General features: G+C 61.3%; 7 protein-coding genes. 6 read left to right on the plus strand and 1 reads right to left on the minus strand.

What is annotated here, in order from left to right:
• Positions 1-25 precede the first annotated feature (25 nt).
• The 6 genes from asd (at position 26) to glgP (ending at position 10,922) form a co-directional block, all read left to right on the plus strand.
• Positions 26-1,135 (plus strand): aspartate-semialdehyde dehydrogenase, encoded by a 1,110-nt coding sequence (asd, locus tag B2J69_RS03665; protein WP_081136521.1) that lies wholly within the window; start codon positions 26-28, stop codon positions 1,133-1,135.
• A gap of 357 nt (positions 1,136-1,492) precedes the next feature.
• Positions 1,493-3,676, plus strand: a complete 2,184-nt coding sequence (gene glgB / locus B2J69_RS03670) for a 1,4-alpha-glucan branching enzyme (protein ID WP_081136523.1) — start codon at positions 1,493-1,495, stop codon at positions 3,674-3,676.
• Positions 3,652-5,652, plus strand: a complete 2,001-nt coding sequence (gene glgX, locus B2J69_RS03675; RefSeq protein WP_407944732.1) for a glycogen debranching protein GlgX — start codon at positions 3,652-3,654, stop codon at positions 5,650-5,652. The genes glgB and glgX overlap by 25 nt, the downstream gene beginning before the upstream one ends.
• Before the next feature lie 10 nt (positions 5,653-5,662).
• Positions 5,663-6,949, plus strand: coding sequence for a glucose-1-phosphate adenylyltransferase (gene glgC / locus B2J69_RS03680; RefSeq protein WP_081136527.1), 1,287 nt, complete (start codon positions 5,663-5,665; stop codon positions 6,947-6,949).
• 70 nt (positions 6,950-7,019) lie between these two features.
• The gene (glgA, locus tag B2J69_RS03685; protein ID WP_081136529.1) at positions 7,020-8,453 is read left to right on the plus strand and encodes a glycogen synthase GlgA; all 1,434 of its coding nucleotides are present in this window, start codon (positions 7,020-7,022) and stop codon (positions 8,451-8,453) included.
• 21 nt (positions 8,454-8,474) lie between these two features.
• The gene (gene glgP / locus B2J69_RS03690) at positions 8,475-10,922 is read left to right on the plus strand and encodes a glycogen phosphorylase (protein ID WP_081136531.1); all 2,448 of its coding nucleotides are present in this window, start codon (positions 8,475-8,477) and stop codon (positions 10,920-10,922) included.
• Between the two features lie 833 nt (positions 10,923-11,755).
• Here the strand turns inward: glgP and glpD are convergent.
• Entirely contained in the window at positions 11,756-13,264 is a 1,509-nt protein-coding gene (gene glpD, locus B2J69_RS03695; protein ID WP_081136533.1) for a glycerol-3-phosphate dehydrogenase, read from the minus strand.
• Positions 13,265-13,365 lie beyond the last annotated feature (101 nt).

Below are 13,365 nucleotides of genomic sequence, written 5' to 3' on the forward strand. Positions count from 1 at the left end.
TATCGCTGACTGAGACGGACAGAAAATGAAGAATGTAGGTTTTATTGGTTGGCGCGGTATGGTCGGCTCCGTGCTGATGTCGCGCATGAGCGAAGAGCGTGATTTTGACGTCATCAATCCGGTCTTCTTCTCCACCTCGCAACTGGGCCAGGCTGCGCCAGCGTTTGGTGGCAAGTCCACCGGTGCGCTGCAGGATGCCTTTGATATCGACGCGCTGAAGGCGCTGGATATCATTATTACCTGCCAGGGCGGCGACTATACCAGTGAAGTCTATCCGAAGCTGCGCGCCAGCGGCTGGCAGGGCTACTGGATTGACGCGGCCTCGACGCTGCGCATGAAAGACGACGCCATCATTATTCTCGACCCGGTGAACCATCAGGTGATCCGTCAGGGCCTCGACAAAGGCATCAACACCTTTGTCGGCGGCAACTGCACCGTCAGCCTGATGCTGATGTCGCTGGGCGGTCTGTTCGCTCAGAATCTGGTGGAGTGGGCCTCTGTCGCCACCTACCAGGCGGCGTCTGGCGGCGGCGCACGCCATATGCGCGAACTGCTGACCCAGATGGGCATGCTGCATAACCACGTCGCCACCTCGCTGCAGGATCCCGCGTCGGCTATTCTCGACATCGAGCGCAGCGTCACCGAGCTGACCCGCTCCGGCACGCTGCCGACCGATAACTTCGGCGTGCCGCTGGCCGGCAGCCTGATCCCGTGGATCGACAAACAGCTCGACAACGGCCAGAGCCGCGAAGAGTGGAAGGGCCAGGCGGAAACCAATAAGATCCTCGGCACCCAGCAGACCATTCCGGTGGATGGCCTCTGCGTGCGCGTCGGCGCGCTGCGCTGCCACAGCCAGGCGTTCACCCTGAAGCTGAAAAAAGATGTGCCGCTGGCGGAGATCGAACAGCTGCTGGCGTCGCACAACGAGTGGGTGAAAGTGGTGCCGAACGACCGCGAGCTGACGATGCGCGAGCTGACGCCGGCAGCGGTGACCGGCACGCTGACCACGCCGGTTGGCCGTCTGCGCAAGCTTAATATGGGGCCGGAGTATCTCTCTGCCTTTACGGTCGGCGATCAGCTGCTGTGGGGCGCCGCGGAGCCGCTGCGCCGCATGCTGCGTCTGCTGGTCGACTAACACAAAACACTAAGCGAGGCCGGGAATTTCCCGGCCTTTTGCCTGATTATTCTGAAATAAGTCAAACAACTTACTGTCTGTAAGTGATCGACTTCCGTTTTTTACGTCCCCACCAATAATTTTTCGCTTTCTGCCCTGGCAACTTGCAAGCCCAAGCTATGATTTAACAATGATGTGCCGGTTGTTGACTGTTTTGCTTTTCGCACTGAATGGTTGTTGTACACGGCAAAGTTCTTTTCCCACGGAGCGGTTTCCTTTCTCTGCCGTTGTACGCATGGCTCAATGAAGAGCAGCGCACCTGATGCGTGGCCCGCGCCGCGTCCATCTCGCCTGCCAAATAATCACAGGAAGAAAGTCATGTCAGAGCTTCCCGATCGCCTGGCGATCAATGCCCTGTTTGCGGGTAATTATGCCGATCCTTTTGCGTTACTGGGGATGCACCAGACAGCCAACGGGCTGGAAGTCAGAGCGTTGCTGCCCGACGCCTCGGAAGTGTGGGTAATTGAAACCACCACCGGACGCAAGCTCGCTCAGCTAGAATGTCTCGATCCGCGCGGCTTTTTCAGCGCAGTGGTGCCGCGCCGCAAGAATATGTTCCGCTACCAGCTGGCGGTGAACTGGCACGGCCAGCAGAATCTGATCGACGACGCCTACCGCTTCGGCCCGCTGCTGCAGGAGATGGACGCCTGGCTGCTGGCGGAAGGCACCCATTTGCGCCCCTACGAAACCCTGGGCGCGCACGGCGCGGTGATTGACGGCGTGCACGGCACCCGCTTCAGCGTCTGGGCGCCTAACGCGCAGCGCGTCTCGGTAGTGGGGGATTTCAACTTCTGGGACGGCCGCCGTCATCCCATGCGTTTCCGCCGCGAAATGGGCATCTGGGAGCTGTTCGTGCCCGGCGCCTTTAACGGCCAGCTCTATAAGTTTGAAATCGTGGATATCGCCGGACAGCTGCGTATCAAAGCGGATCCCTACGCCTTTGAGGCGCAAATGCGCCCGCAAACCGCGTCGATGATCTGCGGCCTGCCGCCGAAAACGGAGATGAGCGAGGAGCGCAAAGCGCGCAACGCCTTCGACGCGCCGATTTCCGTCTACGAAGTGCACCTCGGCTCCTGGCGTCGCCACACCGAAAACAACTTCTGGCTCAGCTACAAAGAGCTGGCGGAGCAGCTGGTGCCCTATGTTAAAGAGATGGGCTTTACCCATATCGAACTGCTGCCGATCAATGAGCACCCTTTCGACGGCAGCTGGGGCTATCAGCCGCTCGGCATGTATGCCCCAACGCGCCGCTTCGGCACGCGCGACGAGTTCCTCTACTTTATCAACGCCGCGCACGAGGCGGGCCTCAACGTGCTGCTCGACTGGGTGCCGGGCCACTTCCCCAGCGACGATTTCGGCCTGGCGAAGTTCGACGGCACCGAGCTGTATGAGCACAGCGATCCGCGCGAAGGCTATCATCAGGACTGGAACACCCTGATCTACAACTTCGGCCGCCGCGAGGTGAGCAACTATCTGGCGGGCAACGCCCTCTACTGGCTGGAGCGCTACGGCATCGACGGACTGCGCGTCGACGCGGTGGCCTCGATGATCTACCGCGATTACAGCCGCGCCGAGGGCGAATGGGTGCCGAACCACTACGGCGGGCGCGAGAATCTCGAAGCGATCGCCTTTCTGCGCTACACCAACCGCACGCTGGGCCGTGCCGCGCCGGGCAGCGTCACCATCGCCGAGGAGTCCACCGACTTCGACGGCGTGTCGCGCCCGCCGGAGTCGGGCGGGCTCGGCTTCTGGTACAAGTGGAACCTGGGCTGGATGCATGACACCCTCGACTACATGAAGCTCGATCCCGTCTACCGCTGCCATCATCATGACCTGATGAGCTTCGGCATGATGTACAACTACACCGAGAACTTTATGCTGCCGCTCTCCCACGACGAGGTGGTGCACGGCAAAAAGTCGATCCTCGACCGCATGCCGGGCGACGCCTGGCAGAAGTTCGCCAACCTGCGCGCCTATTACGGCTGGATGTGGGCCTTCCCTGGTAAAAAACTGCTGTTTATGGGCGGCGAGTTCGCCCAGGGCAAAGAGTGGAACCACGACGTCAGCCTGGACTGGCATCTGCTGGAGGGCGGCGACAACTGGCATCACGGCGTGCAGCGGCTGGTGCGCGACCTGAATCATACCTACCGCCACTACGCGCCGATGCACCAGCTCGATTTCGATCCGGCGGGCTTTGAGTGGCTGGTGGTCGACGATCGCGAGAACTCGGTGTTTGTTTTTGTGCGTCGCGATCGCGACGGCAACGAAATCATTGTTGCCAGCAACTTTACGCCGGTGCCGCGTCATAACTATCGCTTTGGCGTTAATCAGGCGGGGAACTGGCGCGAGGTGATTAACACCGACCAGCATAGCTATCACGGCAGCGATACGCGAAACCCGGTAGTGCATACCGACGATATCCCGAGCCATAACCGCGCGCAGTCCCTGTCGCTGACGCTGCCGCCGCTCGCAACGCTATGGCTGGTGAAGGAGGCGGAATGACGCTGCTTCCGGGACGTGCTGAGCCTCCAGGCGCCAGTTACGACGGCAAGGGCGTTAACTTTACGCTCTTTTCCCGGCATGCCGAACGCGTCGAGCTGTGCCTGTTTATCGACGGCCAGGAGCGTCGTTTCGATCTGCCGGCGCGCACCGGCGATATCTGGCACGGCTACGCGGCCGCGCTGAAACCCGGCCAGCGCTACGGCTTCCGCGTGCACGGCCCCTGGGCGCCGGCGCGCGGCCACCGCTTCAATCCGGCCAAGCTGCTGGTCGATCCCTGCGCCCGCGCGGTAGAGGGCGAAGTAGCCGACGACGCGCGTCTCTATGGCGGCATCGCGCATCCCGACGCGCAGGACAGCGGCGCCGTGGCGCCTAAATCGCTGGTGGTGGCGGAGGATTTCGACTGGGAAGGGGACATCGCGCCGCGCACCTCCTGGGGCAACACGGTGATTTACGAGGCGCACGTCCGCGGCTTAACGCAGCGGCATCCGGAAATTCCGGAATCGCTGCGCGGGACTTACGCCGCGCTCGGCCATCCTGTTATGGTGAATTACCTGCGCCATCTCGGCGTCACCGCGCTTGAGCTGCTGCCGGTGGCCCAGTTCGCCAGCGAGCCGCGCCTGCAGCGGCTGGGGCTGAGCAACTACTGGGGCTATAACCCCTTCGCGCTTTGGGCTGTCGATGCGCGCTACGCCTCTGGTCACGCTGGCGCGACGCCGCTGCAGGAGTTCCAGCAGGCGGTGAAAAACCTGCACGCGGCGGGCATCGAAGTGCTGCTGGACGTGGTGTTTAACCACACCGCCGAGCTGGAAGAGATCGGCCCGACGCTGTCGCTGCGCGGCGTCGATAACGCCAGCTACTACTGGCTGACGTCGCAGGGCGAGTATGAAAACTGGACCGGCTGCGGCAATACCCTGAACCTCAGCGACCCCGACGTGATGAACTGGGCGCTGGAGGCGCTGCGCTACTGGGTGCGCGTCTGCCACGTCGACGGCTTTCGCTTCGATCTGGCGCCGGTGCTGGGGCGCACGCCCGATTTTTCGGCGCACGCGCCGCTGTTTGAGGCGATCAACACCTGCCCGCTGCTCTCGCAGGTCAAGCTGATCGCCGAACCCTGGGATATCGGCCCTGGCGGCTATCAGGTGGGCAACTTTCCGCCGCTGTTCGCCGAATGGAACGACCATTTTCGCGACGATATGCGGCGTTTCTGGCTGCACCGCGACGTCAGCAACGGCGCGTTCGCCCGGCGCTTCGCCGCCTCGAGCGATCTGTTTCAGCGTAGCGGCCGGCTGCCGCACGCCGCCGTTAACCTGATTACCGCCCATGACGGCTTTACGCTGCGCGACCTGGTGAGCTTTAACCAGAAGCACAACCAGGCCAACGGCGAAGATAATCGCGACGGCAGCAGCAGCAATTTTAGTCATAACCACGGCGTGGAAGGGCTGCGCGCCAGCTTCGACGTCATCGAGCGGCGTCGACTCAGCGCCCATGCGCTGCTGACCACGCTGCTGCTGGCGCAGGGCACGCCGATGCTGCTCGCCGGCGACGAGCGCGGCCACAGCCAGCACGGCAACAACAACGCCTACTGTCAGGACAACCTCCTGACCTGGCTCGACTGGCAGGAAGAAGAGAGCAGTCTGGTGGATTTTACCGCCGCCCTGATCCGTTTGCGTCAGCAGATCCCGGCGTTAACCGCCGATCGCTGGTGGCAAGAGGGCGACGGCAATGTGCAGTGGTTCAATGCCAGCGGCAGGCCACTGCAGCGAGAGGAGTGGGAGCAGAAGGCGCACAGAATGCAGATCCTGCTCTCCGGCCGCTGGTTAATAACAATAAACGCCACGGATTCGGTGAGTGACATCGCCTTACCAGACGGAGAATGGCGTGCCGTTCCTCCTTTCGCCGGGGATGACAACCCCATTTTGTCGACTGTCTGGCATGGTCCCGCACACGGTGTGTGCGTGTTCCAAAAGCAATCATAAGGAGTCAGACATGGTTAAGTTAGACAGAACCGATCACCTGATGCTGGCCCGCCAGCTCCCTACACAGACGGTTGCGCTGATCCTCGCCGGGGGAAGAGGCACGCGCCTGAAAGATCTGACCGCCAAACGCGCCAAGCCAGCGGTGCACTTCGGCGGCAAGTTTCGCATTATCGATTTCGCGCTCTCCAACTGCATCAACTCGGGGATCCGCCGCATCGGCGTCATCACCCAGTATCAGTCGCACACGCTAACGCAGCACGTTCAGCGCGGCTGGTCTATCTTCAACGAAGAGATGAACGAGTTCGTTGACCTGCTGCCGGCGCAGCAGCGGACGTTAACCGAACACTGGTATCGCGGCACCGCGGACGCCGTGACCCAGAACCTCGACATTATTCGCCGCTATCAGGCGCAGTACATCGTGATTCTGGCCGGGGATCATATTTATAAAATGGACTATTCGCGCATGCTGCTCGACCACGTCGACGCCAACGCGAAGTGCACCATTGCCTGCTTGCCCGTGCCGCTTCATGAAGCGACCGCCTTTGGCGTGATGGCGGTGGATGAACACAACAAAGTGATCGACTTCGTCGAGAAGCCGCCGCAGCCGCCCGCCATGCCGGGGGACGACACGCAGGCGCTCGCCAGCATGGGGATCTATGTGTTCAACGCCGACTATCTCTATCAGCTGCTGGAGGAAGATCTTCAGGAGCCGAACTCCAACCACGACTTCGGCAAAGATATTTTGCCCAAAGTGGTGGCGAGCGGCGAAGGCTACGCGCATTCGTTCACGCTCTCCTGCGTGCAGCAGGATGAGAGTTCGACGCCCTACTGGCGCGACGTAGGGACGCTGGAAGCCTACTGGCGCGCGAATCTCGATCTCGCGTCGGTCACGCCGGAGCTGGATATGTATGACCATACCTGGCCGATCCGGACGCATATGGAGCCGCTGCCGCCCGCCAAGTTCGTGCAGGACCGCTCGGGCAGCCACGGGATGACGATGAACTCGCTGATCTCGGGCGGCACCATTATCTCGGGGTCGGTGGTGGTCAACTCGGTGCTGTTTCCGCGCGTGCGCATCAACTCGTTTTGCAATATCGATTCCGCCGTACTGCTGCCCGACGTGGTGGTGGGACGATCCTGCCGCCTGCGCCGATGCGTCATCGACCGCGCCTGCGTGCTGCCGGAAGGCATGGTGATAGGAGAGAATCCTGACGAGGACAGTCGTCGGTTTTACCGTTCAGAAGAGGGTATCGTTCTGGTCACACGCGCCATGCTTGCCAGGCTGGCCAGCGCGTAGCCGTTAGCGATAAAAAGCACCATATAATCGACGCGAGGATCGCGCCCGATCACTAATTAAGAGGCCGAGGATGCAGGTTTTACATGTCTGTTCAGAACTTTTTCCGCTGCTAAAAACCGGCGGGTTGGCTGATGTTGTTGGGGCATTGCCGCAGGCGCAGATCGCTGACGGGACGGATACGCGGGTGCTGCTGCCCGCTTTTCCCGACCTGCGCAAAGGGATCCCCGAAACGGAAGTGGTGGCCGAGTTGCAGACCTTTGCCGGTCCGACACGGCTGCTGTTTGGCCATTTCAACGGCGTTGGCATCTATCTGATCGACGTGCCGGAGCTGTACGACCGCCCCGGCAGTCCGTATCACGATACGTCGCAGTTCGCCTATGTGGATAACTACCTGCGCTTCGCGCTGCTGGGCTGGATGGGGTGTGAAATCGCCAGCGGGCTGGACACCTACTGGCGGCCCGATATCGTGCATGCCCACGACTGGCATGCGGGCCTGACCTGCGCCTATCTGGAGGCGCGCGGACGTCCGGCAAAGTCGGTATTTACCGTACACAACCTGGCGTATCAGGGGCTGTTCAACGCGCGTCATCTGGACGAAATCGAACTGCCGCGATCGTTTTTCGATATGCACGGGCTGGAGTTCTACGGCCAGATCTCCTATCTGAAGGCGGGGCTCTTTTTCGCCGATCACATTACCGCCGTCAGCCCGACCTATGCGCACGAGATCACCCGTCCCGAGTTCGGCTACGGCATGGAGGCGCTGCTGGAGCAGCGGCTGCGCGAAGGGCGCCTGAGCGGCATCCTTAACGGCGTCGATCCCGGCATCTGGGACCCGGCGCATGACCTGCTGCTCAGCGCGCGCTACAACCGCGACACGCTGGAGGCGAAGGCGGAGAACAAACGGCAGCTGCAGATCGCCATGGGGCTTAAGGTCGACGACAGCGTGCCGGTGTTCGCGGTGATCAGCCGTCTGACGCGACAAAAAGGGCTGGATCTGGTGCTGGAGGCGCTGCCTGGCCTGCTGGCGCAGGGCGGTCAGCTGGTGCTGCTCGGACAGGGCGACGCCGAACTGCAGCAGGGCTTCCTGGCGGCGGCGGCGGAGCATCCCGGCAGCGTCGGCGTGCAGATCGGCTATCACGAAGCCTTCTCGCACCGCATCGTCGGCGGCGCGGACGTCATTATGGTGCCGAGCCGCTTCGAGCCCTGCGGCCTGACCCAGCTCTACGGCCTGAAGTACGGCACCTTGCCGCTGGTGCGGCGCACGGGCGGCCTGGCCGATACGGTCAACGACAGCTCGCTGGAGAACCTCGCTGACGGCATCGCCAGCGGCTTTAGCTTTGAAGACAGCAACGCCTGGTCGCTGCTGCGGGCGATTCGACGCGCGTTTGTCTTGTGGTCCCGGCCTTCGCTCTGGCGCTACGTGCAGCGACAGGCGATGGGAATGGATTTCAGCTGGCAGGTGGCCGCGCAGGCCTATCGCGATCTTTACCAACGTTTGCTGTAACGAGAGACTGGGATAACTGATATGAATGCTCCTTTCACCTACACGTCGCCGACACTGACGGTCGAGGCGCTGAAACACTCGATTGCCTATAAGCTGATGTTCACCATCGGCAAGGATCCCTCCGTGGCGAACCAGCATGACTGGCTCAACGCCTCGCTGCTGGCGGTGCGCGACCGTATGGTGGAGCGCTGGCTGCGCTCCAGCCGCGCGCAGCTTTCGCAGGATGTGCGTCAGGTCTACTACCTGTCGATGGAGTTTCTGCTGGGCCGGACGTTAGGCAACGCGCTGATGGCGATGGGCATTTATGACGATCTCAACCAGGCGCTGGACGAGATGGGGCTGGATCTGGCCGATCTGATGGAAGAAGAGAACGATCCCGGACTCGGTAACGGTGGCCTCGGGCGGCTCGCCGCCTGTTTTCTCGACTCGCTCGCCACGCTCGGCCTGCCGGGACGCGGCTACGGCATCCGCTACGACTACGGCATGTTCCGGCAGAATATTATCGACGGCGAGCAGAAAGAGTCGCCCGACTACTGGCTGGAATACGGCAACCCCTGGGAGTTCCAGCGCTACAACACGCGCTACAAGGTGCGTTTCGGCGGCCGCATTCAGCATGAAGGATCCAAGGTGCGCTGGCTGGAGACGGAAGAGATCGTGGCGATGGCCTACGATCAGATCATTCCCGGCTTCGACACCGACGCTACCAACACCCTGCGGCTGTGGGGCGCGCAGGCGAGCAACGAAATCAATCTGGGCAAATTCAACCAGGGCGATTACTTTGCCGCGGTAGAAGATAAAAACCACTCTGAAAACGTTTCGCGCGTGCTCTATCCCGACGACTCGACCTATTCAGGCCGCGAGCTGCGCCTGCGTCAGGAGTACTTCCTTGTCTCCGCCACGGTGCAGGATATCCTTAACCGCCACTGGCAGATGCACAAGACCTGGGCCAACCTGGCGGATAAGATCGCTATCCACCTGAACGACACCCATCCGGTGCTGGCGATCCCGGAGCTGATGCGTCTGCTGATCGACGAGCACAAATTTAGCTGGGACGACGCCTTTGAAGTGACCTGTCAGGTCTTCTCCTACACCAACCACACGCTGATGAGCGAAGCGCTGGAAACCTGGCCGGTAGAGATGATCGGCAAGATCCTGCCGCGCCATCTCGGCATTATTTTCGAGATCAACGACTACTTCCTGAAGACGATTCAGGAGTACTACCCGGATGACTGGGATCTGCTGTCGCGCATCTCTATCATTGATGAAAACAACGGCCGCCGCATTCGTATGGCGTGGCTGGCGGTGGTGGTGAGCCACAAGGTCAACGGCGTCTCCGAGCTGCACTCCAATCTGATGGTGCAGTCGCTGTTTGCCGATTTCGCCCGTCTCTTCCCAGGACGCTTCTGCAATAAAACCAACGGCGTGACGCCGCGTCGCTGGCTGGCGCTGGCCAACCCGGCGCTGTCGGATCTGCTGGATGAAGAGATTGGCCGCACCTGGCGCACCGATCTCAGCCAGCTCGCTGAGCTGAACCAGCAGGTCGATTTTCCGGCGTTTATCGAGAAGGTGGCGGACGCCAAGTTCGCCAACAAGCGGCGTCTGGCGGACTGGGTGGCGAAGAATCTGGACGTGGTGCTCGACCCCAACGCCTTGTTCGACGTGCAGATCAAGCGCATCCACGAGTACAAGCGTCAGCTGTTGAACGTGCTGCACGTCATCACCCGCTATAACCGCATTAAGGCCGATCCCAACGCCGACTGGGTGCCGCGCGTCAATATTTTCGCCGGCAAGGCGGCTTCCGCCTACTATACCGCCAAGCACATTATTCACCTGATCAACGATGTGGCGAGCGTGATCAACAACGATCCGCAGGTGAAGAACAAGCTGAAAGTGGTGTTTATCCCCAACTACAGCGTCAGCCTGGCGCAGATCATTATTCCGGCGGCGGATCTCTCTGAACAGATTTCCACGGCGGGCACCGAGGCGTCGGGTACCAGCAATATGAAGTTCGCGCTCAACGGCGCGCTGACTATCGGCACGCTGGATGGCGCCAACGTCGAAATGCTGGAGCACGTCGGCGAGGAGAATATCTTTATTTTCGGCAACACCACGCCGCAGGTAGAGGCGCTGCGCAGCGGCGGCTATAACCCGCGTAAATATTACGAAGAGGATGCCGAGCTGCATCAGGTGCTGACGCAGATCGCCTCTGGGGTGTTCAGCCCGCAGGAGCCTGGCCGCTACCGCAATCTGTTCGATTCGCTGGTGAACTTTGGCGACCACTATCAGCTGCTGGCGGATTACCGCAGCTATGTGGATACCCAGGATAAGGTAGATGAGCTGTATCGCAAGCCGGAAGAGTGGCAGCGCCGCGCGGCGCTGAATATCGCCAATATGGGGTATTTTTCGTCCGACCGCACCATCCAGGAGTATGCGGATGAGATTTGGCATATTAAGCCAGTGAGGCTTTGAGCGGGTTCCCGCCCGCTGGCGGGGTTGCCTGCTGCGCGGGCGGCTCTGAGTGGGTTTCGTTCGCCCGACAGCGAGGCAGTTTCATTTCGCCCGCTGCGGGCGACCGAGCAGGGCCGGTAGGCGCCGGCCCTGCACCCGCGCCCCGGGCCAGCGCACTCGCCCGCTGCGCGGGTTCCTTCGCTTCGTCAGGATTTCTGACGGACCGGCTGGATTCGCCTTATTCGCCCCATTCCTGGGGCTCACCCCTTCGGGGCCAGCGCTTTGCGCGGTTCAAAAACGCTCCCGGCGTTTTTGTCGCTGGCTCATGCCAGCCTCTTCGCGGCATCCCTGCCGCTCGTCCTGAAATCTTTCCTCCGCTCAGCGGCTGCGATGGCCCCCACAACCCCGGCTGCACGTCCTGATTATTGAAGGCACCACTTCATTGCTGAGGGCATGAATCAAGCGCTCAGACGACGCTGTCGTTAATAAAGAATCAGGAATTACAGGCGGGGCAGTGTCAGAGGCATTCGACACGCTGAGGCGCGCACGGCGGCCAGGACGAGCCGACAGGACGTCGGCGAGAGGGAGGGTCAGGCCAGGACGGCCTGTCCCGACGGGTCCGTCAGGCCGACGTAAGCAACGAAGGCACCGCGCGCAGCGCGGCGTGGAGGCTGCCGGAAGCCGGGATTGTTAAGGGGCTGGCGAGCCCCTTAACACGCACGCCAGCAGCGGCGCGGCTGAAACTCCCTGCCGCCTGGCGGGCGGAACCTGCTCATAGCCGGTTCGCGCAGCGAACATCGAGCCGCCTGCGCAGCAGGCAAAAAAAAACGGGGCCGAAGCCCCGTTGATCTTATTTAGCTCGCCAGCGACAGGCTGGGCTTCTGACTGTGCGTTGCCAGCCACTCCGCCACGCGCGCCTGCTGCGCCTCATTCAGCCACATCCCTTGCTTGGTGCGGCGCCAGATAGCATCGTCCAGCTCGCGCACCCATTCGTTCTGCACCAGATAGCGCAGCTCGGCTTCATAGAAGTCATGGCCGAAGTTCTCGCCCAGATCCTCAAGGCGCGTCGCGCCGTCGAGCAGCGTCTCGGTGCTGCTGCCGTAGGTACGGGCGAAATGACGCGCCATGCCTTCGGTAATAAACGGATAGCGACGACGCAGGCTGGCGGCGTAGTCTTCACGCGTACCGGCGATATCGCCGCCCGGCAGCACGCAGTTTTTCGTCCATGCCGGACCGGCATTCGGGAAATACTTCGTCAGCTTCTCCAGTGCATGCTCCGCCAGCTTACGGTAGGTGGTCAGCTTGCCGCCGAACACCGACAGCAGCGGCGCCTGGCCGTTGTCGTCGCGCACGTCCAGCGTGTAGTCGCGCGTAATTGCCTGCGGCGAATCGGATTCGTCGTCGCACAGCGGACGCACGCCGGAGTAGGTCCAGACCACATCGTTGCGCGCCAGCGGCTTCTTGAAGTGGCTGTTGTAAATCTTCAGCAGATAGTCGATCTCGCTCTCGTCGATTTTGACGTTTTTCGGATCGCCTTTGTACTCCACATCGGTGGTGCCGATAATGGAGAAGTCGTCCATCCACGGGATCACAAACACGATACGGTTATCTTCGTTCTGCAGAATGTAGGACTGCTTCTCGTTGTGCACGCGCGGCACCACGATATGGCTGCCTTTAATCAGACGAATGCCGTAAGGCGATTTCAGCTTCAGGCCGTCGTCAAAGAACTGTTTCACCCACGGGCCCGCCGCGTTCACCAGCGCTTTGGCGCGCCAGGTGTAGGTTTTGCCGCTGTCGACATCTTCCGCTTCTACCATCCACAGGCCGTTTTCACGCCAGGCGCGCGTCACGCGGGTGCGGGTGCGGACGTCGCCGCCGCGCTTCACCACTTCCTGCGCGTTCAGCACCACCAGGCGCGCATCGTCTACCCAGCAGTCGGAATATTCGAAACCGCGCGTAATTTCCGGCTTCAGGGCCGAATCCGCGCCAAAACGCAGGCTCTTGCTGCCCGGCAGGCTGGTGCGTTTGCCAAGATGGTCATATAAAAACAGGCCGGTGCGGATCATCCACGCCGGGCGCAGATGCGGACGGTGCGGCAGGCGGAAGCGCATCGGGAAGGCGATATGCGGCGCCATCTTCAGCAGCACTTCACGCTCTGCCAGCGCCTCGCTGACCAGACGGAATTCGTAGTGTTCGAGGTAGCGCAGGCCGCCGTGAATCAGCTTTGAACTGGCGGAAGAGGTCGCGCAAGCCAGGTCCCGCGCCTCCAGCATTAGCACTGACAGGCCGCGTCCTGCAGCGTCCGCTGCAATGCCGGCACCGTTGATGCCGCCGCCGATCACGATCAGGTCTTTGGTTTCCACGTCATCTCCTCCGATGTTCGGAATAGTTCATTAATGTTCGTTTTCGAGCATAATCATAATCGCAAACCAACATTGATGCCAGTGTTTAACGTGGTAAAAAC

The organism is Pantoea latae (assembly GCF_002077695.1).
GTDB lineage: Bacteria > Pseudomonadota > Gammaproteobacteria > Enterobacterales > Enterobacteriaceae > Pantoea > Pantoea latae.